Annotated in this window: 22 protein-coding genes and 3 pseudogenes; 13 read left to right on the forward strand and 12 right to left on the reverse strand. The window is 65.8% G+C overall.

The features are described 5' to 3' along the window. Window positions 1–349: 349 nt before the first annotated feature. Both ACPFMA_RS16985 and ACPFMA_RS16990 read right to left on the reverse strand, forming a co-directional pair. Window positions 350–1222 carry a methyl-accepting chemotaxis protein gene (locus ACPFMA_RS16985; RefSeq protein ID WP_425930602.1) on the reverse strand — a complete coding sequence of 291 codons (873 nt, stop codon included), beginning with the start codon at window positions 1220–1222 and terminating at the stop codon, window positions 350–352. After that, window positions 1205–1975: pseudogene (locus ACPFMA_RS16990) on the reverse strand (MCP four helix bundle domain-containing protein); the annotation flags it as partial. The pseudogene ACPFMA_RS16990 and the gene ACPFMA_RS16985, both read right to left, overlap by 18 nt. Before the next feature lie 421 nt (window positions 1976–2396). Here ACPFMA_RS16990 and ACPFMA_RS16995 point away from each other — a divergent pair. Next, complete coding sequence (locus ACPFMA_RS16995) at window positions 2397–2978, forward strand: TetR/AcrR family transcriptional regulator (RefSeq protein WP_425928277.1); 582 nt, start codon at window positions 2397–2399, stop codon at window positions 2976–2978. A 111-nt stretch (window positions 2979–3089) separates the two neighbouring features. On the opposite strand, the gene ACPFMA_RS17000 is transcribed toward ACPFMA_RS16995, so the two are convergent. The 3 genes from ACPFMA_RS17000 to ACPFMA_RS17010 all read right to left on the reverse strand — a co-directional run bounded on the left by ACPFMA_RS17000 (window position 3090) and on the right by ACPFMA_RS17010 (window position 6155). After that, window positions 3090–4127: an NADP(H)-dependent aldo-keto reductase gene (locus ACPFMA_RS17000; protein ID WP_425928278.1), complete on the reverse strand. Its 1038-nt coding sequence runs from the start codon at window positions 4125–4127 to the stop codon at window positions 3090–3092. Window positions 4128–4202: 75 nt separating this feature from the next. Further along, on the reverse strand, window positions 4203–5159 hold the full coding sequence (locus tag ACPFMA_RS17005) for an aliphatic sulfonate ABC transporter substrate-binding protein (RefSeq protein WP_420059215.1): 957 nt from the start codon (window positions 5157–5159) through the stop codon (window positions 4203–4205). Between the two features lie 18 nt (window positions 5160–5177). Beyond that, window positions 5178–6155, reverse strand: coding sequence for an ABC transporter substrate-binding protein (locus ACPFMA_RS17010; protein WP_425928279.1), 978 nt, complete (start codon window positions 6153–6155; stop codon window positions 5178–5180). 244 nt (window positions 6156–6399) lie between these two features. On the opposite strand from ACPFMA_RS17010, the gene ACPFMA_RS17015 reads away from it, so the two are divergent. The 4 genes from ACPFMA_RS17015 (at window position 6400) to ACPFMA_RS17030 (ending at window position 11650) form a co-directional block, all read left to right on the forward strand. Then, window positions 6400–7584 (forward strand): acyl-CoA dehydrogenase family protein, encoded by a 1185-nt coding sequence (locus ACPFMA_RS17015; RefSeq protein WP_009401644.1) that lies wholly within the window; start codon window positions 6400–6402, stop codon window positions 7582–7584. Continuing rightward, window positions 7581–8525, forward strand: coding sequence for a D-isomer specific 2-hydroxyacid dehydrogenase family protein (locus ACPFMA_RS17020; RefSeq protein WP_064304050.1), 945 nt, complete (start codon window positions 7581–7583; stop codon window positions 8523–8525). The genes ACPFMA_RS17015 and ACPFMA_RS17020 overlap by 4 nt, the downstream gene beginning before the upstream one ends. 22 nt (window positions 8526–8547) lie before the next feature. Continuing rightward, window positions 8548–9348 (forward strand): class II aldolase/adducin family protein, encoded by an 801-nt coding sequence (locus tag ACPFMA_RS17025; RefSeq protein ID WP_064304049.1) that lies wholly within the window; start codon window positions 8548–8550, stop codon window positions 9346–9348. Window positions 9349–9514: 166 nt separating this feature from the next. Further along, a complete protein-coding gene (locus tag ACPFMA_RS17030) occupies window positions 9515–11650 on the forward strand; it encodes a TonB-dependent receptor (RefSeq protein WP_420059213.1) in 2136 nt (711 codons plus the stop codon). Here the strand turns inward: ACPFMA_RS17030 and ACPFMA_RS17035 are convergent, their stop codons facing one another. After that, window positions 11651–11839 (reverse strand): co-regulatory protein PtrA N-terminal domain-containing protein, encoded by a 189-nt coding sequence (locus ACPFMA_RS17035; protein ID WP_425928280.1) that lies wholly within the window; start codon window positions 11837–11839, stop codon window positions 11651–11653. Between the two features lie 181 nt (window positions 11840–12020). Here ACPFMA_RS17035 and ACPFMA_RS17040 point away from each other — a divergent pair. Both ACPFMA_RS17040 and ACPFMA_RS17045 read left to right on the forward strand, forming a co-directional pair. Next, window positions 12021–12842 (forward strand): annotated as a pseudogene (locus tag ACPFMA_RS17040) (cache domain-containing protein); the annotation flags it as partial. A gap of 102 nt (window positions 12843–12944) precedes the next feature. Continuing rightward, a complete protein-coding gene (locus ACPFMA_RS17045) occupies window positions 12945–13700 on the forward strand; it encodes a methyl-accepting chemotaxis protein (RefSeq protein ID WP_376699757.1) in 756 nt (251 codons plus the stop codon). A 15-nt stretch (window positions 13701–13715) separates the two neighbouring features. On the opposite strand, the gene ACPFMA_RS17050 is transcribed toward ACPFMA_RS17045, so the two are convergent. Next, window positions 13716–13895 (reverse strand): DUF6021 family protein, encoded by a 180-nt coding sequence (locus ACPFMA_RS17050; protein ID WP_009401650.1) that lies wholly within the window; start codon window positions 13893–13895, stop codon window positions 13716–13718. Between the two features lie 256 nt (window positions 13896–14151). On the opposite strand from ACPFMA_RS17050, the pseudogene ACPFMA_RS17055 reads away from it, so the two are divergent. Next, a pseudogene (locus ACPFMA_RS17055) lies at window positions 14152–14313 on the forward strand (general stress protein); the annotation flags it as partial. 62 nt (window positions 14314–14375) lie between these two features. Here the strand turns inward: ACPFMA_RS17055 and ACPFMA_RS17060 are convergent. Together ACPFMA_RS17060 and ACPFMA_RS17065 are read right to left on the reverse strand one after the other, a co-directional pair. Then, the gene (locus ACPFMA_RS17060; RefSeq protein WP_420059211.1) at window positions 14376–15251 is read right to left on the reverse strand and encodes an AEC family transporter; all 876 of its coding nucleotides are present in this window, start codon (window positions 15249–15251) and stop codon (window positions 14376–14378) included. A gap of 80 nt (window positions 15252–15331) precedes the next feature. Next, complete coding sequence (locus ACPFMA_RS17065) at window positions 15332–16459, reverse strand: GlxA family transcriptional regulator (RefSeq protein WP_425928281.1); 1128 nt, start codon at window positions 16457–16459, stop codon at window positions 15332–15334. Window positions 16460–16493: 34 nt separating this feature from the next. On the opposite strand from ACPFMA_RS17065, the gene ACPFMA_RS17070 reads away from it, so the two are divergent. From ACPFMA_RS17070 to ACPFMA_RS17080, 3 genes are all read left to right on the forward strand, one after another. Continuing rightward, window positions 16494–17468 (forward strand): aliphatic sulfonate ABC transporter substrate-binding protein, encoded by a 975-nt coding sequence (locus tag ACPFMA_RS17070; RefSeq protein ID WP_425928282.1) that lies wholly within the window; start codon window positions 16494–16496, stop codon window positions 17466–17468. 61 nt (window positions 17469–17529) lie between these two features. Then, window positions 17530–18648, forward strand: coding sequence for an aryl-sulfate sulfotransferase (locus ACPFMA_RS17075; RefSeq protein WP_009406383.1), 1119 nt, complete (start codon window positions 17530–17532; stop codon window positions 18646–18648). A gap of 75 nt (window positions 18649–18723) precedes the next feature. Then, window positions 18724–21042, forward strand: a complete 2319-nt coding sequence (locus tag ACPFMA_RS17080; RefSeq protein WP_425928283.1) for a TonB-dependent receptor — start codon at window positions 18724–18726, stop codon at window positions 21040–21042. Between the two features lie 3 nt (window positions 21043–21045). Here ACPFMA_RS17080 and ACPFMA_RS17085 read toward each other — a convergent pair whose 3' ends face one another. The 3 genes from ACPFMA_RS17085 to ACPFMA_RS17095 form a co-directional block, all read right to left on the reverse strand. Continuing rightward, on the reverse strand, window positions 21046–21276 hold the full coding sequence (locus ACPFMA_RS17085; RefSeq protein WP_064304041.1) for a hypothetical protein: 231 nt from the start codon (window positions 21274–21276) through the stop codon (window positions 21046–21048). Between the two features lie 62 nt (window positions 21277–21338). Continuing rightward, a complete protein-coding gene (locus ACPFMA_RS17090) occupies window positions 21339–21764 on the reverse strand; it encodes a hypothetical protein (protein ID WP_425928284.1) in 426 nt (141 codons plus the stop codon). 30 nt (window positions 21765–21794) lie between these two features. Beyond that, a complete protein-coding gene (locus ACPFMA_RS17095; RefSeq protein WP_425928285.1) occupies window positions 21795–22406 on the reverse strand; it encodes a TetR/AcrR family transcriptional regulator in 612 nt (203 codons plus the stop codon). A 184-nt stretch (window positions 22407–22590) separates the two neighbouring features. Between ACPFMA_RS17095 and ACPFMA_RS17100 the strand changes: the two genes are divergently transcribed. Beyond that, entirely contained in the window at window positions 22591–23739 is a 1149-nt protein-coding gene (locus ACPFMA_RS17100; RefSeq protein ID WP_158467799.1) for an MFS transporter, read from the forward strand. A 67-nt stretch (window positions 23740–23806) separates the two neighbouring features. Further along, window positions 23807–24727 (forward strand): glutaminase B, encoded by a 921-nt coding sequence (glsB, locus tag ACPFMA_RS17105; RefSeq protein WP_064304037.1) that lies wholly within the window; start codon window positions 23807–23809, stop codon window positions 24725–24727. The last annotated feature ends 150 nt before the right edge of the window (window positions 24728–24877 follow it).

Here is a 24877-nt window from a genome sequence, read left to right on the forward strand (position 1 = left end):
CGGATATATGAGCGATAGCAGGTTGAGGCTAGTGGCGAGCCGAAGCGCCGACAACAGGCTTTTGGATATATATCGAAAGGATGTTTTGCGCTCGGCGGAGGCTCTGGGATAGGGGTCTTCGCCAGATCCAAAGGGAAATGCCGCACGTCGCGCGATGGGAACTTTTTCACCGGACCTTGTGGGAGCCGGCGATGAGGCCGGCATAGGCAACGATGCTGTCTGGGCGGGCCAATCGCTGGCAAGCCAGCTCCCACAAGGTCAGTGTCGAACATAAAATCTGCGGCTGGCTCGGAACCTGTGGAAACTGGCTTGCCAGTTGCCACAGGTTCCGAGTCGCTTCAGCGAAATGTCACACCTTGAATTTGGAAATCATCACATTCAGTTCCACCGCCAGGCGCGACAGCTCCTGGCTCGCCGCATTGGTCTGGTTGGCCCCGGCCGAGGTCTGCATCGACAGGTCGCGGATATTCACCAGGTTGCGATCCACCTCGCGCGCCACCGACGCCTGTTCTTCCGAGGCACTGGCGATCACCAGGTTGCGCTCGTTGATCGCGGCGATGGCTTCGGCGATGACCTTCAGCGCCTCGTCCGCTGCCTGCGCCACCACCAGGGTCTGGCTGGCCTGGCTCTGGCTGCTGTGCATGGTGCTGACCGCCCGGTGGGTGCCGGCCTGTACACCGCCGATCATTTGCTCGATCTCTTCGGTGGACTGCTGGGTGCGGTGCGCCAGGGCGCGCACTTCGTCGGCCACCACGGCGAAACCACGCCCGGCCTCCCCGGCCCTGGCCGCTTCGATGGCAGCATTGAGGGCGAGCAGGTTGGTCTGGTCGGCAATGGAGCCGATCACATCGAGCACCCGGCTGATATCGTTGACGTGGTTGGCCAGGTCCTCGACTTCCTGGGCAGTGTCGCCAACGTCGCTGACCAGGCTCTGGATCGAGGCCAGCGCCTGGTCGACCTGCGCCCGGCCGTGCTGGGTGGTGTCGTCGGCGCGACGCGAGGCGTCGGAGGTGGTCACCGCGTTGCTCGCGACTTCCTCGACGGCAGCGGTCATTTCATTGACCGCCGTGGCCGCCTGCTCGATCTCGGCACTCTGTTGCAGCAGGCCGCGACTGGTGTCGTCGGTTACTGCATGCAGCTCTTCCGACGCCGAGGCGAGGCGATCGGAGGACTCGGCGATCTGACGCAAGGTGGTACGCAGCCGTTCCTGCATGGTGCGCATCGACTCCAGCAACAGGGCCGGTTCGTCCTTGCCATAGACGTTGATTTCCTGGGTCAGGTCGCCGTGGGAGACGCGGTCGGCCACCACCACGGCCTCATGCAGCGGCAGGACAATGCTGCGGGTCAGCACCGCAGCGATAGCGATCATCGCCAGGAGGATCACCACCAGGGTCGCGGCCATGATCACGATGGCACGGTCATAGGCCTCGCCACTGATCCGCCCCGACTCCAGCAGGCCGTCGTAGTTGTAGCGGATCAGCTCGCCCAGATCGTTCATCATGGCGTCGGCGTGGGCTACGATAGGGCCGTTGAGCACGTCGATAGCCTCTTCGGTGCGGTCGCCGCGCACGGCCTCGAGGAGCTGGCGCTGCAGCCCGGAGTACTGGTCGTAGGAAGTCTTGAATGCCTCGAACAACTCGCGGTTGCGGGGGCTGTCGATGCTTTGCTGGTAGGACTCGAGGTTGCCGCTGATCTCTGCCTGGCGCTCGCTGATCAGCTCGAGGGTGCGCTGGCGCTCCTGTGGGTCGCGCTGCAGGATCGAGCGCAGGGTCAAGGCCCGCGTGCGGCCCAGGGCCAGGCCGACTTCGGCCAGGGCATGGCTGCCGGGCTGCCAGTAGCCGGTGATCTTCTTGGTCGAGGAATCCATTTTCTCCGCTTCGAAAATGGCGACCGCACCCAGCAGCAAGACAAGCAGCGCCAGGATTGCGAAAGCGAACCCGGCCCTGGCACCGATGGAGAGATTTCTGACCCGCATTGACCGTTCCTCGAATAAAGCCTTGGAGCCCACAGGCACGGCGCGCTGGCGCCGGCAATGGAGGGCGTGGTGCACACAAAGGCTTTTTCTGGTCAGGTCGCAGGCCTGATTTATGGGGTAAGCATTCTACGGAAGCGGCCAGATGATGGCAAACTGCCCTGCATCGTTCTTCAGGCACTGATCGCTACGGGGCCGCGGTCTGGACCCCCAGGGCGGAGCCCTATGGCAGGGGATCTCCTCTTGACATACAGCCCTGCATTTTCCTGCAAAGGAGGCTTTTGACGTGTGTCAACTCACACTACGTGGAAACGTGCAAAATCCCGAAGACTCGCCTAAAGCCATGTACTTCATCAACCGGGGGAATTCGCTCCACGCTTGCCCCTCCTGCGCCTGTCCAGCTCGATCAACAAGGCCCTACACGATGTCATCACGCACCAATCTCACCCGCGAAGACTGGATTCATGCCGCGCAGCACGTACTGGTCAGCAGCGGCGTCGATGCGGTCCGGGTCGATACCCTGGCCAAGGAACTGAAGATCACCCGCGGCAGCTTCTACTACCACTTCAAGAGCCGCGGCGAACTGCTCGAAGGCATCCTCGGCACCTGGCGGGTGCGAGCGACCGAGGACGTGATCCTCAATCTGCGAAATGCCCATGTGTCGCCTTTGAAGCGGTTGCAGCGCTTGCTGGAGCTGCCGTCCTACGGGCAGACGGCCAAGGACGCGGCGGCGATCGAACTGGGCATCCGCGCCTGGGCGCGGCGCGACAAGCAGGCGCGCCAGGCGATCGACGAGGTGGACAGTCACCGCCTGAACTACATCGAGGGCTTGCTGATCCAGGCCGGGGCGCCGGCGGATGAGGCGCAGGATCGGGCGTACCTGATCTATGCGTACCAGATCAGCCTGTCGCTGCTGCATGGGGATGACACCCAGCAGCAGAGGCTGGAGCGCAGCCAGCGGATGGCGGAATGGTTGTTGCCGCAGGGTGCGGCGGTGCCGGCTTGAGTACAACGCCGGCTTGTATCTTTAGTCCTGAATAAAGACCAAGGACACAAGCCAGCCAAGCGGCGATCCGATTGCCGACGACGGGGCCTCAGCAGCCACCGCAAGCAAACATCAAGGCGCCGGATTCGGTTGCTGCACGTGGATCGCCTCGATCCCTTGCAGCAGCTCCTCGGTCAGCTTCACCTCGACGCTGGCCAGGTTGCTGTGCAACTGCTCCAGGGTGGTGGCGCCGATGATGTTGCTGGTCACGAACGGCCGGCTGGTGACATAGGCCAGCGCCAGTTGCGCCGGATCCACGCCATGGGCCCGGGCCAGCGCCACGTAACCCTGGGTGGCCTTTTCCACCTGCGGGTTGTTGTAGCGCTGGAAACGATCGAACAGGGTCAGGCGCCCCTTCGGTGGTTGTGCGCCGTTCAGGTACTTGCCCGAGAGCACGCCGAAGGCCAGCGGCGAGTACGCCAGCAGCCCCACCTTCTCGCGAATCGACATTTCCGCCAGGCCCACCTCGTAGCTGCGGTTCAGCAGGCTGTAGGGGTTCTGGATCGATACCGCGCGCGGCCAGCCGCGGGTCTCGGCCAGGTGCAGGAAGCGATGCACGCCCCACGGGGTTTCATTGGACAGGCCGATATGGCGGATCTTTCCGGCCTTGACCAGGTCGTCCAGCACGTCGAGGGTCTCCTCGATGGCGGTGGGCTCGTCGGCGGCATCGTGCACATAGCCGAGCTGGCCGAAGAAGTTGGTCTGCCGATCCGGCCAGTGCAGTTGGTAGAGGTCGAGATAGTCGGTCTTCAGGCGCTTGAGGCTGTCTTCCAGGGCCGCGGTGATATTGGCCCGGTTCAGGCGGGCATCGCCGTTGCGAATATGCTCGATCCGATGCGGGCCGGCCACCTTGCTCGCCAGGACCCAGTGCTCGCGGCCGCCGAAGCGGGCGAAGAAGTTGCCGATGATCCGCTCGGTTTCGCCATAGGTCTTCGCGATAGGCGGCACCGGGTACATTTCGGCGGTATCGATGAAGTTGACCCCGGCCTCGCGGGCCACCTGGATCTGCTCGAAGGCCTCGGCCTCGCTGTTCTGCTCGCCCCAGGTCATGGTGCCGAGGGCGATGGCGCTGACCTGGATGCCACTGTTGCCGAGTTGACGCTTTTCCATGAAGCACTCCTTTTTAGAAACGGCGAAGCCGCTGGCGCCCCGAACGGCTCCAGCGGCCTGTATCCGGTTACGACCTCAACGCGCGACGGGCTTGAACAGCTCCACGGCGCTGGCGTCGATCTTGCGCGGCAGCAGGCCCTGGGCGAAGAACACATCGGCGATCTGCTGCTGTTCGGCGAGGTTGTCGGCCTGCACCGGTTGCACATCATAACTGCGTCGGCCGTTGGCTTGCTCGACCGTCGCTACATCGAGGTTGCCCCAGAGCGGTCCGAGCAGCTTGGCCGCGTCGGTCGGATGGGCCTTGATCCACTTGCCGGCGCCGCTCAAGGCGGTGAACAGGGTGTTCAGCACCTGCGGGTGAGACTTGGCGTAATCGCTGGACGCCAGGTAATAGCGCTGGTAGTTCGACAGCCCCTGGCCATCGCTCAACACCCGCGCATGCTGCTGGCGCTGGGCGCTGGCGACGAAAGGATCCCAGGTCACCCACGCATCCACCTTGCGGTTCTCGAAGGCGGCGCGGCCATCGGCCGGAATCAGGTAGGCCGGCTGGATGTCATTGAAGTTCAATCCGGCCTTGGCCAGGGCCTGGATCAGCAGGTAGTGGCTGCCGGCCGCCTTGGTCACGGCGATCTTCTTGCCCTTGAGGTCGGCCAGGCTTTTCAGCGGCGAATCCGCCGGCACCAGGATGGCCTGGGCCAGGGGCGACGGGGTTTCGCGGGCGAAGTAAACCAGCTTGGCACCCGCCGCCTGGGCGAACACCGGCACGGTGTCGGCCACGTCCGCCGAAACATCGACGTTGCCCAGGTTCAGCGCCTCCAGCAGCGGCAGGCCGCTGGCGAACTCGTGCCAGGTAACGTCGATGCCCTGGGCCTTCAGGTCTTTCTCCAGTGTGCCCTGGGCCTTGAGCAGGGTCAGCAGGGTCGAGGATTTCTGGTAGCCGATGCGCAGGGTTTCGGCGCTGGCCGTGCCAGCGAGGCTGGCGCCCAGTACCACGGCGGCGGCGAGTTGGTAGAGGCGTTTGAGCGGGATCATGGGTGCAGGCTCCGGAATTCAGGGCTTCTGGTTCAGTTGCTGGGTCAGTTGTACGGTGGCCGGCAATACGAAGCCGCTGGCGAAGGTCGGGGCTACGTCGAGGCGGCCGGCGATCAGGCCGTGGGCCTGGTAGAAATCGGCAGTCTCCTGTTGCTCGGCGACGGTTTGCGCATCCACTGCCTGCCAGTGCAGTTTGCGCCGCTCGAATTGCAGGCGTGCGGCGTCCACTGGGAAGCCGATGATCTGCGCCAGGGTCTTCGAGTAGCTGTCGAGGTTGTGGTAAGCCCAGTCCTGGGCCTTGGCCAGGCGCGTGAGGTAATCCTGCAGGGCCTCGCGCCGGGCCGGATCGGCCAGGGCCTTGTCGGTGGCGGCGAGGAAACCGTTGCCGCTGGACAGGCCGCGACCATTGACCAGCACGCGGCCCTGCCCGGTCAGTTCGGACAACGCGGTGTAGGGCTCCCAGGTGGCCCAGGCATCCACCGAGCCATTGGCCAGGGCGACCTTGGCATCCACCGGGCCGAGGAAGCGGAACTCCACGTCCTTCTCGCTGAGACCGGCGCTGACCAAGGCTTTCAGGGCAATGTGATGGCCGATGGAGCCGCGCCCCGTGGCAATGCGCTTGCCCTTGAGGTCCGCCGCGCTTTTCAGTGGCGAATCGGGCCGCACCAGCACTGCGGTGCCATAGGCGTCCGACTTGTTCACCGCGATGGCCTTGACCTGCGCCCCGGAAGCCAGGGCGAACAGCAGCGGCGCATCACCAATGATGCCGGCATCGATGGCCCCGGCGTTCAGTGCTTCGGCCAGGGGCGCGGCGGCAGGGAATTCGGCCCAGCGGATATCGTAGGGCAAGTCCTTGAGACCGTTGGCGGCTTCCAGTTGGGCGCGCATATTGCCCTTCTGGTCGCCGATGCGCAGTTCGAGGCGGTCAGCGGCGAAGGCCGGGCCGGCCAGCAGCAAGGCCGCTCCGAGGGCCAGGATTCGGGTGAAGGGGATCATCGCGACGCTCCTTGAGGCTGGATCTCAGCCTGTTGTCAGGTTCCGGGTTCCATCCGCTGTGCGACGCGGAATGTAGGCCGACTGTAGCGAGTCGCGAATAATCAGTGAAATGCATTTTGGTCATAACCTAATATGCGAACAATTTTTCAATCCCGTGATTAGCTTAGAACCAGAAAGAATTTTACAGAGGCACTCTCCACGCATACGGTCATAAGCCCCGCCGTCTTATGCAAATGAGTGCCTGATGAGCCAGTCTTCCGCCAATACCGTTCCGCTGCACCGGCCGACGCCGCCTGACGATGCCCTGGACCCGGTCCTTGCCATCATTACCCGCGAACTCGCCGCCAGCGCCGCCGGTTTCGACCGCAGCGGCGAATTTCCCGCCGCCAACTTCGCGCTGCTGCAGCGCCATGGCCTGCTCGGCCTGACCGTGCCGAAAAGCCTGGGCGGTGGTGGTGCCGACCTGCCGACGGCGCGCAAGGTGGTGGCGGCGGTGGCCAAGGGCGAGCCGTCCACCGCGCTGATCCTGGTGATGCAGTACCTCCAGCACTTCCGCCTGCAGGACGACCAGCGCTGGCCGGCGCACCTGCGCGAACGCCTGGCCCGCGAGGCCGTGGAGAAAGGCGCGCTGATCAATGCCTTCCGCGTCGAACCCGAACTGGGCACCCCGGCCCGCGGCGGCCTGCCGGCAACCGTGGCGCGACGTACCGCCGAGGGCTGGCGACTGTCCGGCACCAAGCTCTACTCCACCGGCAGCCATGGCCTGGAGTGGTACCTGGTGTGGGGCCGCAGCGACGATGCCGACCCGCTGGTGGGCGGTTTCCTGGTACACAAGGACAGCCCGGGCATCCGCATCGTCGATGAATGGGATCACCTCGGCATGCGCGCCACCTGCAGCCACCGGGTGGAGTTCGACGACGTGCTGCTGCCGCTGGACCACGCCGTCGCGGTCAGCCCGGCCAGCGCGCCACGCCCGGAGCTGGACGGCGAGAGCCTGGTATGGATGTCGGTGCTGCTGTCGAGCATCTATGACGCGGTGGCCCAGGCCGCCCGCGACTGGCTGGTGACCTTCCTGCGCGAGCGCACCCCGTCCAACCTCGGCCAGCCGCTGGCCAGCCTGCCGCGCTTCCAGGAGCGGGTCGGGCGCATCGATACCCTGCTCTTCGCCAATCGCAACCTGCTCGATTCCGCCGCTGCCGGCCTGGTCCCGGCGCAGAACGCCGGCCAGCTCAAGCAACTGGTGACGCAGAACGCCATCCAGGCGGTGGAACTGGCCATCGAGGCCACCGGCAACCCCGGCCTGTCGCGCCATAACCCGCTGGAACGGCATTACCGCGACGTGCTGTGCAGTCGCGTCCACACCCCGCAGGACGACGTGGTGTTCCATGGCACCGGTCGTGCAGCCCTCGATGCAGGAGTCGCCCAATGAGCACCGTGAGCGTGATCGCCAGCCAGTTGGATGAGCAGGCCAACGAATTCATCCGCCAGCAATTGCCCGGCCACCGGGTGCTGGACCTGAGCCCGGAGCAGTTCCATGCCGAGCGCGCCGACGTGGTGATCCTGCGTCCGGTCAACGTCCGTGGCCGCCGGGTCGATGAAGCGCCGCGCGGTTGGCCCTGGTCGCTGCGCTGGGTGCAACTGGTGTCGTCGGGGATCGACTTCTACCCCGACTGGCTGTTCCAGGGCCCGCCGGTGACCAGCGGCAAGGGCAGCAACGCCGAACAGGTGGCCGAGTTCGCCCTGGCGGCGATCTTCTCCGCCGCCAAGCAGTTGCCTGACATCTGGGTCAAGGACGACGACTGGCACTTCACCTCGTTGCAGCCGGTACGCGGCAAGACCCTGGGCATTCTTGGCCTGGGCAGCATTGGCAAAAGCCTTGCGGCCAAGGCCACGGCGCTGGGCCTGCGGGTAATCGCCCTGGGTCGTCCGGGCCAGCCACTGGAAGCCGGTGTACCGGTGGAAGCGGTAGCGGACATCCACCAACTGTTCGCCGAGTCCGATCACCTGGTGCTCGCCGCGCCGCTGACCGCCCAGACCCGCGGCATCATCGGCCGCGACGTGCTGGCCAGTGCCAAGCCGGGCCTGCACCTGATCAACATCGCCCGCGGCGGCCTGCTCGATCAGCAGGCGCTGCTCGAAGCGCTGGACGCCGGACGCATCGGTCGGGCCACCCTGGACGTCACCGAACCCGAGCCGCTGCCGGCGGGTCACCCGTTGTACAGCGACCCGCGGGTGTTCATCTCGCCGCACACCTGCGCCCTTTCCACCGACGGGGTGCGCGGCTTCGCCGTGGACTTCGTCGAGAACTTCCGCCGCTATCACCAGGGCCAACCGCTGCGCAACCTGGTGGATCACCAGCGCGGCTACTGATCGTCTTCTTGGGAGTACTGCAATGACTGCCGTTTCCGCTCTAACCGTCAAATCCGATCTCGACAGCGTGCGCCAGCGGGTCAGCGCCGAGGAATGGGAGGTCCGGGTCAAGCTTGCCGCCGCCTATCGCCTGGCCGCGCTGTTTCGCTGGACCGACCACATCTACACGCACTTCTCGGCCCGGGTGCCGGGGCCGGAGGAGCATTTCCTGATCAATGCCTTCGGCTTGCTGTTCGATGAAATCACCGCCTCCAACCTGGTCAAGGTGGATGTCAACGGCACCCTCATCGACGACCCGCTGGGCCTGGGCATCAACCAGGCCGGCTATGTGATCCACAGCGCCATCCACCGCGCCCGCCCGGACCTCAAGGCGGTGCTGCACACCCATACCCGCGACGGTGCGGCAGTGTCGGCGCAGCGCGACGGGCTGCTGCCGCTGTCCCAGCATGCCCTGGCCTACTACAGCCGGGTGGCGTACCACACCTACGAAGGCGTGGCCCTGGACCTGGACGAGCAGGAGCGGCTGGTGGCCCACCTGGGCGAGAGCAATATCCTGATCCTGCGCAACCATGGGCTGCTGACCGGTGGCATCAGCGTCGAACATGCCTTCCGCGAACTGCACGGGCTGGAGCGCGCCTGCAATATCCAGATCGCGGCCCAGGCCGGCGGCAACGCCGACCTGCTGTTCGCCCCGGAGGCGGCGATCGAGAAGGTCAAGCAGCAGACGGCGGCGTTCATCGATGGCAACAGCCCCGGAATCCAGCGGCATTGGGATGCGTTGATCCGGCAGCTGGATCGCGAAGGAGATGATTACAAACATTGATCTTGGGCGGCCCTTGTGGGAGCGGGTTTACCCGCGATTGCAATTGTGGATTCACTACCGCAATCGCGGGTAAACCCGCTCCCACAGGGCTCGCGTTGCCCTCACGAAAACTTTTGACCGACCCCAACCCAGGGAGGAACCCCACACCCATAAGCAGGATGCCAACATGCCCAAACCCGCCTTGCGCCACGCTCTGCCCCCGTTGTTGCTGTCCCTCCCCCTGACCACCTTCGCCGCATCCGAGGAACGCCTCCCCAGCGTCACCGTGACCGCCGAGCACCGCCAGGAAAACCTGCAGAAAACCCCGCTGGCCATCAGCGCCTTCGATGAAACCACCCTGCGCGACCAGCAGATCAACAACATCCGCGACCTGTCCGGCCGGGTGCCCAACCTGACCCTGACCCGCCAGTCGATCTCCTACAGCGCCCAGACCTACGGCATCCGCGGCATCGGCGAGACCGACCCGATCCAGGAAGCCGCCGTCGCCGTCTACGCCGACGACCTGTACATCCCCAGGGCGATTTCCTCGATGCTCGACTTCAACGATGTCGAGCGCGTCGAGGTCCTGCGCGGGCCGCAGGGCACCCTGTACGGGCGCAACAGCGCCGCCGGGGCGATCCGCGTGATTACCCGCGATCCGGACCAGAAGACCCGCGCCTTCGTCGAGCTCGGCGCCGGCAACTACGAGGCGCGCAACGGCCGCCTGCTGGTCAGCGGCCCGCTGGTCGACGACACCCTGTTCGCCAGCTTCTCGGCCCTGCGCCTGAGCCGTGACGGTACGGTGTACAACCGTACCCGGCACAAGGACGTGAACAACGTCGATATCCAGTCCTACCGCGGCAAGCTGCGCCTGGCCCCGGTGGACTCGGCCTGGGATACCCAACTGACCCTGGCCGGCACCTTCGACCGCGGCGACACCACCAGCTACACGCCCTTCGACCCGAGCAACGGCCACTTCGACAAGTTCAAGACCTACAGCAGCCTCGACCCGAAGAACCGCCTCGACCAGGGCAGCGCCGTACTGCGTTCGATCTACCGGTTCGACGATCAACTGAGCTTCAAGTCGGTCACCGCCTGGTCGGCCTTCGACCAGCCGGTGGACTACGACAACTCCGGCGAGGCCAACGTCGGCAACGCCTCGCCGACGCAGAACAACCTGATCCACTACAAGCAGCGCTATGCCACCCAGGAATTCCAGCTCAACGGCGAGTACGAGCGCTTCAACTTCACCCTGGGCGCCTACCTGTACAAGGAGCGTTTCCGCGCCGAACGCGACAGCCTGACCTACTCGGTGGCCGCCGACCGGGTCAACGCCAGCGGCCAGTACAGCACCACCGATACCGAAAGCTACGCGCTCTACGGCCAGGGCACCTACAAGCTCACCGACCGCCTGTCCCTGACCGCCGGCCTGCGCTACACCGCCGAGCACAAGAACTTCGATTACCAGAACTACGCGATAACCAGGCAGCGCCAGATCACCGGCCTCAACTTCAGCGCCGAAACCAGCGAAAGCTGGGCCTCCTTCAGCCCCAAGCTGGGCCTGGAATATGCCTGGAGCGACGCACTGACCCAGTACGGCTACGTCGCCAAGGGCTTCAAGGCCGGCGGCTTCGACAACCGCGCACCGACCCGCCTGGCGGCGTTGCAGGGCTTCGATCCGGAGAATGTGATCACCTATGAAACCGGGCTCAAGGGCGATTACCTGGGTGGCCGCCTGCGCAGCAACGTCGCGGTGTTCTACAACGACTACAAGGACCTGCAGACCAACGCCTGGGACCCGGCGATCAGCGCCAACCTGCGCACCAACGTCGGCAGTGCCCACAGCTACGGGGTGGAACTGGAAAACACCGCCCTGCTCAGCCGCGACCTGACCCTCAAGGCCAACCTCGGCTACCTCGAGGCGCAGTACGACGACTTCAAGAACGCGGCGGGGCCCGGCGTGGATGCCGATGGCAACCGGATGGTCTTCGCGCCACGCTGGAACCTGGCGCTGGGGCTGAACTGGACGGTACCGGTGGACCTGCCGGGAGCGCTGGTGGCCGGCACCGACTGGCAGTTCCAGAGCAAGTCGTACGCCAATGCGGTGAATGGCGATATCTACGAAGTGCCGCAGCAGAGCTTCTGGAACGCTACCACCAGCTACGGCAGTGGTGATGGTCATTGGACCACCACCCTGGCGGTGAAGAACCTGCTCAACCGCGCCTATCCGCAGAGCATTGCCTATTCGGCGGCGAGCAGCACGGCGTATTACGCGGTGAACGATCCGCGGACCATCACCTTGAGCGTGCGTTACGACCTGTAGTCAGGAATCACGCTTTTCGGTAGCCGAGCGCTCGGCTTTCTTGTCGGCTACCGCCTGCTGCGGCGCCTCTTTTCGTGCCTGCTGGAACTGCGCATGCCATTGGGCGACACGGTCGCTGCCGCCTTCGGCGTGAGCCAGGGTCGGCAGGACGAAAAGGATGGAAAGGGTTGCAGCTTTGAACATCGACATGGAATGGAACCTTTGCCTGGGTAATGGAAAACCGTTGCCCGGGCATTGTGCGAAGCAGCGATTAACCCGCAATTAAGCGCGGCGTCGCCTGCATGGCGGATGATTGCGCTTCAGGTTTTCCGGGCCGGGCCGATGAATGCTTTACCTCCCCTCGCCTTGTGTCGTCACTGAGGACCCGAAGATGCAGCTCACTCTAAAAACAAAACTGCTGTTGCTCGCCGTACTCCCCGTCCTGGTATTCGCCCTGGTCATCAGTGGCGCCGCCGACCGGATCCTGCGCAACCTTGCCGAAAGCGAAATCAGCCAGACCCGCGAACGCCTGTTGAACGAAAGCCGGCAGAGCCTGGAACACTACATGCAGATCGCCGTCGGCTCGGTGCAAGCCCTGTACGACGCTGCCCCCAACGGCGACCAGGCCAGCCGCGCAGAGGCCATCGCCCTGCTGTCGAAGATCAAGTACGGCAAGGACGGCTATTTCTTCGCCCACGATTCCGCCGTGGTCCGCCTGTTCCGCGGCGACAGCCCGGTGGACGTGGGCAAGAACCTCAGCGAGCGCAAGGACGTCAACGGCGTGTTCATCAACCGCGAGCTGGTGCGCGTGGCCAAGGACGGCAGCCACTACGTCAGCTACAGCTCGCCGCTGCCCGGCAACGAAAGCGTGCAGGTACCCAAGCTGGCCTACAGCTTCTACTTGCCGAAATGGGACATGGCCCTGGGCACGGCGGTGAACCTGGACAACATCGAACTGCGCATTGCCGAACTGCGCACCGAGATCGACCGCCGCATCGACTCGATCCTCACCAGCATCCTCGCCATCGCTGCGGTGCTGCTGGTGATCCTCGGCATTGCCGGGCTGATGCTCAGCAACACCCTGCTCAAGCCACTCAAGGCGATGAAGGACAACCTCGACGATATCGCCGCCGGCGACGGCGACCTGACCCATCGCCTGCGCGCCGGCAATGACGAGCTGGGCCAGCTTGCCGGCTCGTTCAACCGTTTCGTCGAGAAGATCCAGGGGCTGGTGCGCCAGGTGGTGGACGTCAGCGGCGAACTGTCGAGCCTGGTCGAGGCCGTGGAAAGCCAGAGCCGGCGCTCGGAGCAGGCCATGGAAGCGCAACGCCACGAAACCACCCAGGTGGCCACGGCGATCAACCAGATGTCCGCCGCCGCCCAGGAAGTCGCCCACAGCGCGCAGAACGCCGCCCAGGCCGCCCAGGAAACCGACAGCCAGGGTCAGCAGGCCCGGCAGGTCGTGGACGGCAGTATCAAGCGCATTCACGCCCTGGTGGAGAACATTCGTGGCAGCGGCACGTCACTGGACAGCCTGCAGCAGGACGTACAGTCCATCGTCGGCGTGCTCGGGGTGATCCGCTCGATCGCCGAGCAGACCAACCTGCTCGCCCTCAACGCCGCCATCGAAGCGGCGCGCGCCGGTGAGGCCGGGCGTGGCTTCGCCGTGGTCGCCGACGAGGTGCGCGGCCTGGCCAGCCGAACCCAGCAGAGCACCCAGGAAATCCAGGTGATGATCGACCGCCTCACCGCCGGCACTCATTCGGCGGTGGAGTCGATGCGCCACTCCTGCGAGACCGGCGACAGCACCCGCGACCAGGCCAGCGAGGCCGGCGTGTCGCTGGATGCCATGGCCGGGCTGATCGGCACCATCAGTTCGATGAACGCGCAGATCGCCAGCGCCGCCGAGGAACAGACCGCGGTGGCCGAGGAAATCAACCGCAGCGTGCACCAGATCGCCCAGGCCGTGGACAGTGTCGCCGAGCAGACCCGCCAGGGCGCGCAGACGGCGCAAAGCCTGTCGGCGCTGGAAGGGCATCTGCGGGCCCTGGTGAAGCAGTTCCGTATATAAGGAACGGGCGGCGGATCAGTCGTGGTCCCCGCCGCTTTTCCCCGGCCCGCCCTTGGGCGCCTTGGCCGGGCCGGTCGGATCCACCTGTGGATCATCGAGGTCCGGCGAATCCGGATCGAAGCCAAGCTCATCGCTGCCGCTGGCGTGTTCCGAAGAATGCGGCCCTTGCTTGTCCTGCGGTTTGTCGTTGCCCATGGCCTTGCTCCTGTCGAAGTTGTCTGTCCTTGGGCCGCGCCGGGGCTGGCACCGTTCAATCGGATTTACCGTCTATTGGCTCGCAAGCCATTGGGCGGCCAGCCTTTAAAGCGTTTCGTCGGGGCCAGGCGAATCGGTTTGAGCCGCCATGCGGGCACCTGCGTCGTACCTGTACACAGGCTGTTCTGTGTGCCCACTTGAAATCGACATGAGGTGAAAGATCATGGCTAACAACCAAGGCAAGCAAGGCAACAGCAATCCAGGCAACTTCGCCAATGACCGCCAGAAAGCGTCCGAAGCCGGCCGCAAGGGTGGCCAGGCTTCCGGCGGCAACTTCGCCAACGACCGTGAGCGCGCTTCCGAAGCCGGACGCGTCGGCGGCCAGCACAGCCATGGCGGCGGTCGGAAAAGCCAGTAAGTAAGCACCAGCAAGTAAATCAAGGGCCCTTCGGGGCCCTTTCCTCATCCCGGCCAGGGACGCTACATCCACCCCGCCAACACCACCGGCAACCACACGAACGACAATACCGTCGAACACATCACCACGTTCGCCACCTGCTCCGGCGAGCGGTTGGCGCGTACCGCCAGCAGGTAGTTGAACACCGCCACCGGCATGGCCGACTGCATGACCAGGATCGCCCGTTCCAGGGTGTCCAGGCCGAGCAGCATGCCGATGCCCCAGCCGACCCCGGCACCGAGGACGATACGCAGGCCGCCGATCAACATGCCGCTGGCCACATCGCTCAAGCGGATGCTGGCCAGGGAAACGCCCAGGGTCAGGAGCATCAGCGGGATGGTCATGCCGCCGAGCAGGTCCACGGTATTGCCCAGCCATAGCGGCAGCTTGAGATCGAAGAAGATCAGCGGCAGGGCCAGCGCCAGGCTGATGACGATGGGATTCTTCAGCAGCGAACGCAGGTTGGCCGCACCGCCGGAAATGGCGATGCCGAGGGTGAACTGGAAGCTCGACAGGGTCAGGAAGAACGCCACCGCCAGGGCCAGTCCCTGGTCACCGAAGGCGTACAGCGCCACCGGCAGGCCCATGTTGCCGGTGTTGGGGTACATGAACGCCGGCATCAGTACCCGCCAGTGCTGGCCGAATGCACGGCTGACCAGGTAACCGATGCCGGCCATGACCACCATGCAGATCACGCAGGCCAGCGCCATGCTGGCGAACGCTCCCGGGTCCAGGCGGGTGCGGTGCAGGGTCGAGAGCACCAGCGACGGTGTGCCGATGGTCATCACCAGGCTGGCGATGAAGTCCGTGGGATAGGCATTGCCGCGGCGGGCCCAGGCAAAGCCGATCCCGGCAACGATGAAAACCGGTGCCAGGACGGCGAACAACGAAGCCAGCATGGGGCATGTTCCTTGGCCAAAGCGGCCATGCTAGGGGGCGGCGGCTGTCTGTTGCAAGGTTTTGCTGGCGTGCCGCCGGCTCACTGGGCCAGACGATGCAAGGCGATTTCCAGGCCCGCACCATGTCGATAGCCCGTTTGCCCTGCCTCGGGTTCCGGGCCGGCAGCCAGGCGCGTGCGCGAGCGATAAGCCAGCGGACTTACCCCCAGTTGCCGCTGGAAACTGCGGCGCATGCGCTCTTCGTTGCCGAAACCGACGGTTTCGGCGATGCGCTTGATCGGTTCCTGGCTGGTTTCCAGCAAGCGACACGCCGCCTCCAGGCGCAGGGTCTCGACGGTCTGTGCCGGGGTGCCACCGGTAGCGGCGGTATAGGCCCTGGCGAAATGCCGGGGACTCATGCCGAAGCGCTCGGCCAGGCGCTCGACACGCAGGTCGCCGTCGAGGTTCTCCGCGATCCATGCATGCAGGCGCACCAGGCGCTGGTCACGGTCGCTGCGCAGGGCATCGCTTTGTGCCTTGAGCGGCGCGCTGAGCTGGGCCTGCTGCGCCGAGCGCCGCAGGAACAGGGTGAAATAGCGGGCCAGTGCCAATGCCGCATGCGGGCCGAGGTCTTCCTCGAGCAAGGCCAGGCCCAGGTCGATACCGGCGCTGGCACCGCCACTGGTCCATAGCGGGCCGTCGTGCAGGTACAGCGCCTCGCGCTCCACGTCCAGGGTCGGGTAGCGGCCCTGCAACTCCTCGGCGAACTTCCAGTGGGTCACCACACGCTGGCCGTCGAGCAGCCCGGCGGCAGCCAGGGCGAAGGCGCCGGTGCCGATGGAGCACAGGCGTCGCGCTGCTGGCGCGCGCCGTTGCAGCCAGGCCTTGACGTCATGGTCGGTCTCCAGCTCGGCAACCCCCGGCCCGCCGATAACGATCAGGGTGTCGATCTCCAGCGTCTCGACCTGCGCCAGCGAGCGGGTCATGACCGCGATTCCGGAGATGGTTTCCACCTCCCCGCCCAACGGCGAGACCAGCACGATCCGGTACGGCGGGGCTGCCTGCAACGTGCCCCCCAGCACGCGCGGCGCAGCGGCGAACACCTCCAGCGGCCCGGCGGCGTTGAGCAGCAATGCGCCAGGAAACGCCAGCACCAGCACGGTACGCGGGCCGGACATGGCAGAAAAGGTGGGGTGTTTGACATGGTGGCGGCTGGAGGGCGTGGACATACTGGGCGCACTTTCCGATTCAAGAGCGACGACCATGCCCAGAAAGTCCTTTCCTGCCAAGCGCCTTCGCCAACAGCTGTCACGCCTGGCGTTGCTCGGCGTGCTGTTCGGCGCCTTGCCGGCACAGGCCGCCGAGCTGGAGGTCGGCGACCAGAGCGGGCTGATCCAGGCACTGCTGAGCGCAGCCGGCGAGGATCGCGGCCTGGCCTACGAACTCGACTGGCACCCTTTCGGCACCGGCACGGCGCTGATGGAAGCCTTGAACGCCGCTGCCGTGGATGTCGGCGTGGTCGGCAACGCGCCACCGGTGTTCGCCCAGGCTGGCGGTTTCGACGTGCGGGTGGTCGCCGCCGCAGAAGGCGCGCAGAACAACAATGCGCTGCTGGTCCAGGGCGGCTCTACGGTCGCCTCGGTCGCCGACCTCAAAGGCCAGCGCGTCGCCGTGGCCAAGGGCACCAGCGGCCACTACCTGCTGCTCGCCGCCCTCGCCGAGGCCGGCCTGGGCATCAAGGATGTCGAGCTGGTCTACGCCAGCCCGGTGGATGCGCAGAATGCGTTCGCCAGCGGCAAACTGGCGGCCTGGGCGGTGTGGTATCCGTTCGTTGGCCAGGCCACCTCGCGGGGTGCCCGCCTGTTGCTGGACGGCAGCCGCTGGCCGGAAACCGGCCTCAACTTCACCGTCGCCAGCCTCGCCGCGCTCAACGATGCGGAAAAATCCGCACACCTCGGCGACTTCATCCAGCGCCTGGCCCGGGCCCAGGACTGGGCTACGGCGCACCCCGAGGAATGGGCCCGCCGCCTGGCCGACCTCACCCGGCTGCCGTTGCCGCTGCTGCAGGAGATGCTGGCTCATCAGCAACTGCGCTACGTAGCGCTGGATGCACGGGTCGCAGGCCTGCAACAACGTCTGGCCGACCGCTTCGCCGAAGCCCGCGTGATTCCGCGTCCGCTACAGGTCGCCGAAGCCTTCGACCCGCGCTACAACGCCCTGCTTCCCGCCCGCCCCTGATCGTCACCCCGAGTGCCATGCCGCGCTGTACGGCAGGGCCTCGCTCATCCGGAGAAACACCATGTCCACGCTTGATCGCACCACCCTGCGCCGCCACGCCACCGGGCTGATCGCCCTGGATGCCGAACGTTCGGCCGGCGGCTACACCCTCTTTGCCCCGCAGACCGCAGGCGGCCAGGTGTTCCTGATCAACCTGCGCGGCGAGCAGGTCCATCGCTGGCAACTGCCGCAACGCCCCGGCCGCGATGCGGTGATCCTCGGCAACGGCAACCTCGGCTACAACGGCAACCATCCGGACTCCCCGGAGCTGTTTCCGGGCTGGTCGGTGTGGCATGGCGGCGCCTTCAGCGAAGTGACCGCCGACGGCGAGGTGGTCTGGGAATACACCGACCTGGGCCATCATCACGACGCTCAATGGCTGGACAACGGCAACCTGCTCTACAGCACCGCCGAGCCGCTGCCCGCGGCCATCGCCGCGCGGGTGCAAGGCGGCATCCCGGGCAGCGAGGCCCCGGGCGGGGTGATCTACGGTGACGTGATCAAGGAGGTCGACCGCGCCGGCACGCTGGTCTGGGAATGGCGCAGTTGGGAGCACCTCGCACCGGAGGACTATCCCCTGCACGCCTGCTTCGAGCGCTACCACTGGCCGATGACCAATTCCGTGACGCCAGGCCGCGATGGCAAGGTCATCCTCAGCCTGCGCAGCGTGTCGTCGGTGATCGCCGTGGACAAGGCCAGCGATCGCGTGCTGTGGCGCCTCGGGCATGACCTTGTGGCACAGCAGCATTGCCCGAGCGAACTGGAGGACGGCCGGATCCTGGTGTTCGACAACGGCATCTCGCGGCCCCATGTGTCCATGCCGCACTCGCGGGTGATCGAGGTCGATCCCCATGCCCAGCGCATCGAATGGCAGTACGCCGATACCCCCGGCTACGCCTTCTTCACGCCGTTCATGGGCGGCGCGCAGCGTCTGCACAACGGCAACACCCTGATCACCGAAGCCAATTTCGGCCGCCTGTTCGAGGTGACCCGCGCCGGCGAGGTGGTCTGGGAATACATCAACCCGCATTTCGCCGCCTACCCGGACGCCGCTTCGCGGGCCTATCTGCCGGGAGAAAACAACGCGATCTTCCGCGCCCACCGCTACCAGGCCAAGGACATTCCCTGGCTGCGCGACTGACCTCCAGCTTGCCTAACCTATCGCGCTTACGCAGACCACGCGCAGCGAGAGCTTTCTTCATCACAGGAGTTTCCGATGACCAAGCCGTTGCCCCGCCCCGCCCGCGCGTGCGTCTGGCCCCACCTGGTTCCCGGCGTGCTGGCCCTGGCCTGCACGCCGGGCTTTGCCGCCACACCGAGCGAAGGCCCGCAGGCCGATGATTCGACATTGCAGACGGTAACCGTCAATGCCCGACGCCGCACCGAGGACGCCCAGAGCGTACCCACGGCAATGACCGTGCTTTCCGCCCAGGCCCTGGAGAACCAGCGCCTGTACCGGGTGCAGGACCTGCAACAGGCGCTGCCAAGCGTCAACGTCGCCTTCATGCACGCCCGCCAGTCCAGCCTGTCGATCCGCGGCCTGGGCAACAACCCGGCAAGCGATGGCCTGGAAGGCAGCGCCGGCATCTATCTCGACAACGTTTACCTGGGCCGCCCCGGCATGGCCGTGTTCGACCTGCTCGACATCGAGCAACTGGAACTGCTGCGCGGTCCCCAGGGCACGCTGTTCGGCAAGAACACCACCGCCGGGGTGCTCAACATCAGCACCCGGCGTCCCTCCTTCAACCCCGAGGGCAGCCTTTCCAGTTCGCTCGGCGAGGATGGCTACGTACAAACCCAGGCCGCATTCGGCGGGCCGTTGAACAGCCAACTGGCCGGACGTTTCTCCGCCTACCGCACCCGCGAAAACGGCTATGTGCACAACGATCACGACGGCCACACCCTGGGTGGCGGCACCCGCCAGGGATTTCGCGGGCAACTGCTGTTCGAGCCCACGGAGCGCTTCAACCTGCGCTGGATTGCCGACTACAACGAGGAAGACTCCAGCGCCGGCACCCGCTCGCTGTTCAGCAGCGGCCCGACCATCAACGGGGTCAATCGCTACGAACAACGTGCCGCCGCCGTCGGCGCCAGCCTGGCCCGCGGGCGTCATGTGAACCTGGACGGCGACCAGAGTGTCAAGGTGTTCCAGGGCGGGACTTCGCTGGAGGCCAACTGGAACCTGCCGGGCGACTACACCCTGACGTCGATCAGCGCCTGGCGCTGGTGGGATTTCACCCCGCGCAACGACGACGAGCTGAATGTGCCGGTGATGTATAACGTCGGCCAGTCGGCTCGCGACCAGCAGTATTCCCAGGAGCTGCGCCTGACCTCGCCGGCCGGTGAGTTCTTCGACTACGTGCTGGGCGGTTACGGGTTCCGCCAGGAAATGCGCAACTCGGTGTTCACCGACTACGGACCGCTGGCAGACACCTGGAACGGCACGCCGCAGGGCGCGTTGAACGATGTCTACAGCCTGGGCAAGGGGCATATCGATACCGACAGCTTCGCCCTGTTCGCCCAGGGCACCTGGCACCTCACCCACCGCCTCGATTTCAGTGCCGGCCTGCGCGGCACCTACGAAGCCAAGCAGGCCCGTGTCGCACGCTATGCGCCGCTGGGCGGGGCGACGGTCGGCGGAGCTGCAGCGAACGTGCGCCAGGCACGCCTGGGTGCCTACGACTCCGGCGACCTCAACCTCTACAGCTTCAGCCCCTCGGCCCTGCTCAGCCTGGCCTGGCGCTTCAACGACGAGCTGATGGGCTACGCCTCGCTGTCCCACGGCGAGAAGTCCGGCGGGGTCAACCTTGGCGTGGCCAGCGCCCCGGTAGCCGGCGCCGACTCCTTGCTGATCGGCAGCGAGCGGGCCAACGATGCCGAACTGGGACTCAAGAGCACCCTCCTGGACCAGCGCCTGCTGCTCAACGCCAACCTGTTCTGGACCGAGGTCCACGGCTACCAGACCAACGCCTACGACGACGCCACCCTCACCAGCTACCTGACCAATGCCGGCAACGTACGCAGCCGCGGCGTCGAATTCGAATCCACCCTGCTGCCGTTGCGCGGCCTGACCCTGAACCTCAACGGCTCGTGGAACGATGTGCGCTACCGCGACTACGACAACGCCCCCTGCCCGGCCGAGGTCGCCCTGCAACCCGGCGCCCCGGCCTCCTGCGACCTGGGCGGGCATGCCGTGGTCGGCGCCTCGAAATGGATCGCCAACGCCAGCGGCAGCTATGAATGGCAGGCCGGCGCACTGCGCCCGTATATCAACGCCAGCTACGCCTTGCGCTCCCATGCGGTCGGCACGGTGGACGACTCACGCTACGCGCAATTGCCTGGCTACGCGCTGGTCAACCTCTCCGCCGGCGTACGCGGCGACCTCGGCGACGGGCTATGGGACCTGTCGCTCTGGCTGCGCAACGCCTTCGACAAGACCTACTACACGACACTGTGGAACTCGCCGAATGGCGGTTACACCGGGGTGCTCGGGTCGCCGAGGACGTTGGGGGTGAGTGGGCGGTACGAGTTCTAGACGTTAGCGGCCAGCCACTTCGATCCGCGTTAACCCCAGCCGTTCGGCCTGTTCCAGGATCTCCTGCGGCGTGGCATCCGCCGACGGCATGACCAGGCTGTTCTCGCTGTCGCCGAAATGCAGCACCAGCAGGTGCATCGCAGCTTCGTGCAGCGGCAGTTCGGCCTGCTCCAGCTCGAAGCTGCGGGTTTGCGGGGTGTCGTTGAACAGGTAATCGAGGGTGAAATGGGTCATGGGGTGCTCCTGGGCAATGGCTTTAGAATGAAACTAACTGACCAGGAAGTCAGCTTTTTGGTTCAAATCCGGTTCCAGACCTGAGCGAGACCGAGCAGATGAACCAGGCCATAGCCGGTGCAGATCAACGAGCTGACAGTGATGAAGCGCGTCGAGTGTCCCGTATGGCGCAGAAGCAAAGGACCGAGGATGCCGCGCAGCAGATAGACCAGAGTGATCAGGCACAAGGCCGGACGCAGCAGGGGCAGCGGGCCGATCACCCGGGCGCCGGACAGGGCATACGACGCCCAGACCGTCAGCATTGCGGCGATGAACAGGGTGATCAGGGTCGGGAACTTCCGGCCTTTCTCGGCGGCGCGCACCATGCGTTCGCCAGCGCCGAGCAGGCGATAGCCTGCAGGGCCCTGGTGAATGCACCAGAGGTGTGCGAGGGCGGCGAGCAGGCTGAGGGCGGCGGCGAAAATCAGGGTGGGGTTGTGGTCCGTCATCGGTAGTTCTATTCCTGGTGCACGACTGGATCAGTCGCTGGCGATATCCCACACCCGCATCACCCGGGTGATCGCCGCATCGATCACGGCATGCGGCGTGTTGTCGCGGGCCAGGATCGAGATGCCCTGGAGGAAGCTGTCCAACACCGTTCCCAGCACCTCGGCCTGGGTCTCCCGGGGCAATTGGCCCGCCTCGATCCCGCGCTCGACGCAGTGCACCAGCCCCGCCCGGGTGCGCTGGCGAGACCGGGTCAGCGCTTGCGTCACCCGTGCATTTTCCGGACTGGGCGCGCTCATCACCCCCAACGCGACCATGCAGCCGCGGGGGTGACCGTCCTCGCATTGCATCCGGGCCGACTGGCGCAGCGCGGTCTCGATGGCTTGCCGCGGCGCCAGGCTTTCATCCCACAGGCATTCGGTAACCTGGGCGTAGGTCCCCAGATAGCGCTCGACGCACTCGTTGAACAGCGCCTCCTTGGAACCGAAGGCGGCATAGAAACTCGGTGCGGAAATACCGCCCCCCAACCCGGCCTTGAGCTGGGCCAGGGAGGTGGCGTCGTAACCGTGCTGCCAGAACAGGTGCAGCGCCTGCTCCAGCGCCTGGTCACGGTCGAAAGTACGTGGGCGGCCCATTCGCGCCATGGGGAACCTCCTCGGGACAGGACTTGGATACTAATCGATACATAAGTCATTGACAACGCGACGAAGGAGTCGCCAACATTTGTACCGATCGATATCTAACTCAAGGAGTGTTACCGTGACCGCCTCGCCCTCCCTTCTGACGCCCGACCAGCGCCTGCCCATAGGCGCCCTGCTCGCCCTGGCCATGACCGGCTTTCTCTGCATCGTTACCGAAACCCTGCCTGCCGGTTTGCTGCCGCTGATCAGCGCTGGCCTGGAGATTTCCCCGTCCATGGCCGGGCAGATGGTCACCGCCTACGCGCTCGGCTCGGTGCTGGCGGTCATTCCCATGACCATCGCCACCCGCGGCTGGCGGCGGCGCAATGTGCTGCTCCTGACTATCGTCGGCTTCCTGCTGTTCAACTCCATCACCGCCCTCTCCGCTCACTACGGCTTAACCCTGGTCGCCCGTTTCTGCGCCGGGGTCTGTGCGGGTCTGGCCTGGAGCCTGCTGGCCGGCTACGCCCGGCGCATGGTCGCAGCGCACCAACAGGGCAAGGCCTTGGCGGTGGCGATGGTCGGCACGCCGATCGCCCTGTCCCTGGGCGTTCCACTGGGCACCTGGCTGGGCAGTGCCATGGGCTGGCGCGCGACGTTCGGCCTGATGTCGGCCCTGACCCTGGTGCTGATCGCCTGGGTGCTGTTGAAAGTGCCGGATTATCCGCCGCAGCCTGCGCACCAGCGCCAGTCTCTGCGCCAGGTGCTGACCACGCCCGGCGTGCGTCCGGTGCTGGCGGTGGTGATCAGTTGGATGCTGGCGCACAACATCCTCTACACCTACATCGCTCCGTTCGTGGCCCCGGCCGGGCTGGAGACACGGGTCGACCTAGTGCTGCTGGTGTTCGGCACCTTCGCCCTGGCGGGCATCTGGCTCACGGCGAAACGGGTCGAGCCGGCGCTGCGGGCAACCACCCTGGCCAGCCTGGTCGCTTTTGCCGCCGTTACCCTGGTCTTCGCCCTGTTCGCCGCCCAGCCGCTGGTGGTCTACCTCGGCGTGGCCGCCTGGGGCCTGAGTTTCGGCGGTGCCGCGACCCTGCTGCAGACGGCCCTGGCCGACGCCGCCGGGGACGGTGCCGATGTCGCCCTGTCGCTCAATGTGGTGGCCTGGAACAGCGCCATCGCCGGCAGCGGGGTGGTCGGCGGGGTGCTGCTGGATCGCTGGGGTGCAGCGGCCTTTCCGTGGGCGATGCTGGCCCTGATCGGCGTTGGCCTGCTGATTGCCTGGAGCGCCCGTCGCCATGGCTTCACGCCCGGACCGAGAGCGCCGGGCAGCGCCGCGCCGAGCGGACACTGAATACGTGCCTTGGGCGCGTGGCGCATCGTCTGTGATTACTCCCCGCCCCGCACCCAAGGCCGTCGCGATGCAAGACATGCTGCAAGAGATCCTCGACCAGGTTCGCCCCCTGCTCAGCCAGGGCCAGGTCGCGCAATACATTCCCGCCCTCGCCCAGGTCGAGCCGAACCAGCTCGGCGTTGCCGTCTACAGCCTCGACGGCCATCTGCACTGCGCCGGCGATGCCTTTACGCCGTTCTCGATCCAGAGCATTTCCAAGGTGTTCAGCCTGGTCCAGGCGATCAGCCACAGCGGCGAAGACATCTGGACCCGGCTGGGCTACGAGCCGTCCGGGCAGGCCTTCAATTCGCTGGTGCAGCTGGAAGTGGAAAAGGGCCGGCCGCGCAATCCCTTCATCAACGCCGGGGCCCTGGTGATCTGCGATATCAACCAGTCGCGCTTTGCCACGCCGGCGCTGTCGATGCGCGATTTCGTCCGGCGCCTGGCGGGCAATCGGCGCATCGTCAGCGATGCGGTGGTGGCCGAGTCGGAGTACCAGCACCGTGCGCGCAATGCGGCGATGGCCTGGCTGATGACGGCCTTCGGCAATTTCCACAACGACGTGGATGCGGTACTGCGCAGTTACTTCCATCACTGCGCGTTGTCGATGAGCTGCGCCGACGTGGCGCGCGGCTTCGCCTTCCTGGCCAACAGCGGCTACTGCCCGCACAGCGGCGAGCAGATCCTCAGCCCGCGCCAGGCCCAGCAGGTCAATGCGATCATGGCCACCAGCGGGCTGTACGACGAGGCCGGTAACTTCGCCTATCGGGTCGGGTTGCCGGGCAAGAGCGGCGTCGGCGGCGGGATCGTCGCGGTGGTGCCGGGGCGCTACAGCATCTGCGTGTGGTCGCCGGCGTTGAATGCGTCGGGGAACTCGCTGGCGGGGTTGCGGGCGCTGGAGCTGTTGAGCGAGCGGATTACCGGGTCGGTGTTTTCGGCGGTGTCGTAGGAACAGGAACGGCCCGATCCCTTTCAGGCTGCGCTGTCGCGCAGAGAACAATTCCAAAGCACGAAGCATCCTGTGGGAGCGGGTTCACCCGCGATTAGGATGGTGGGTTCACTAACGTCATCGCGGGTGAACCCGCTCCCACAAGGTCCC

Origin of the sequence: Pseudomonas sp. NyZ201, assembly GCF_049860765.1 — a bacterium.
Lineage (GTDB): Bacteria > Pseudomonadota > Gammaproteobacteria > Pseudomonadales > Pseudomonadaceae > Aquipseudomonas > Aquipseudomonas bharatica.

Bases quoted from the DNA above. Each gene is read 5' to 3' on its own strand.
- ACPFMA_RS16985 (WP_425930602.1), bottom strand. From the start codon at position 1,222: ATGCGCACCATGCAGGAACGGCTGCGTACCACCTTGCGTCAGATCGCC.
- ACPFMA_RS16995 (WP_425928277.1), top strand. From the start codon at position 2,397: ATGTCATCACGCACCAATCTCACCCGCGAAGACTGGATTCATGCCGCG.
- ACPFMA_RS17000 (WP_425928278.1), bottom strand. From the start codon at position 4,127: ATGGAAAAGCGTCAACTCGGCAACAGTGGCATCCAGGTCAGCGCCATC.
- ACPFMA_RS17005 (WP_420059215.1), bottom strand. From the start codon at position 5,159: ATGATCCCGCTCAAACGCCTCTACCAACTCGCCGCCGCCGTGGTACTG.
- ACPFMA_RS17010 (WP_425928279.1), bottom strand. From the start codon at position 6,155: ATGATCCCCTTCACCCGAATCCTGGCCCTCGGAGCGGCCTTGCTGCTG.
- ACPFMA_RS17015 (WP_009401644.1), top strand. From the start codon at position 6,400: ATGAGCCAGTCTTCCGCCAATACCGTTCCGCTGCACCGGCCGACGCCG.
- ACPFMA_RS17020 (WP_064304050.1), top strand. From the start codon at position 7,581: ATGAGCACCGTGAGCGTGATCGCCAGCCAGTTGGATGAGCAGGCCAAC.
- ACPFMA_RS17025 (WP_064304049.1), top strand. From the start codon at position 8,548: ATGACTGCCGTTTCCGCTCTAACCGTCAAATCCGATCTCGACAGCGTG.
- ACPFMA_RS17030 (WP_420059213.1), top strand. From the start codon at position 9,515: ATGCCCAAACCCGCCTTGCGCCACGCTCTGCCCCCGTTGTTGCTGTCC.
- ACPFMA_RS17035 (WP_425928280.1), bottom strand. From the start codon at position 11,839: ATGTCGATGTTCAAAGCTGCAACCCTTTCCATCCTTTTCGTCCTGCCG.
- ACPFMA_RS17045 (WP_376699757.1), top strand. From the start codon at position 12,945: ATGGAAGCGCAACGCCACGAAACCACCCAGGTGGCCACGGCGATCAAC.
- ACPFMA_RS17050 (WP_009401650.1), bottom strand. From the start codon at position 13,895: ATGGGCAACGACAAACCGCAGGACAAGCAAGGGCCGCATTCTTCGGAA.
- ACPFMA_RS17060 (WP_420059211.1), bottom strand. From the start codon at position 15,251: ATGCTGGCTTCGTTGTTCGCCGTCCTGGCACCGGTTTTCATCGTTGCC.
- ACPFMA_RS17065 (WP_425928281.1), bottom strand. From the start codon at position 16,459: ATGTCCACGCCCTCCAGCCGCCACCATGTCAAACACCCCACCTTTTCT.
- ACPFMA_RS17070 (WP_425928282.1), top strand. From the start codon at position 16,494: ATGCCCAGAAAGTCCTTTCCTGCCAAGCGCCTTCGCCAACAGCTGTCA.
- ACPFMA_RS17075 (WP_009406383.1), top strand. From the start codon at position 17,530: ATGTCCACGCTTGATCGCACCACCCTGCGCCGCCACGCCACCGGGCTG.
- ACPFMA_RS17080 (WP_425928283.1), top strand. From the start codon at position 18,724: ATGACCAAGCCGTTGCCCCGCCCCGCCCGCGCGTGCGTCTGGCCCCAC.
- ACPFMA_RS17085 (WP_064304041.1), bottom strand. From the start codon at position 21,276: ATGACCCATTTCACCCTCGATTACCTGTTCAACGACACCCCGCAAACC.
- ACPFMA_RS17090 (WP_425928284.1), bottom strand. From the start codon at position 21,764: ATGACGGACCACAACCCCACCCTGATTTTCGCCGCCGCCCTCAGCCTG.
- ACPFMA_RS17095 (WP_425928285.1), bottom strand. From the start codon at position 22,406: ATGGCGCGAATGGGCCGCCCACGTACTTTCGACCGTGACCAGGCGCTG.
- ACPFMA_RS17100 (WP_158467799.1), top strand. From the start codon at position 22,591: ATGACCGGCTTTCTCTGCATCGTTACCGAAACCCTGCCTGCCGGTTTG.
- glsB (WP_064304037.1), top strand. From the start codon at position 23,807: ATGCAAGACATGCTGCAAGAGATCCTCGACCAGGTTCGCCCCCTGCTC.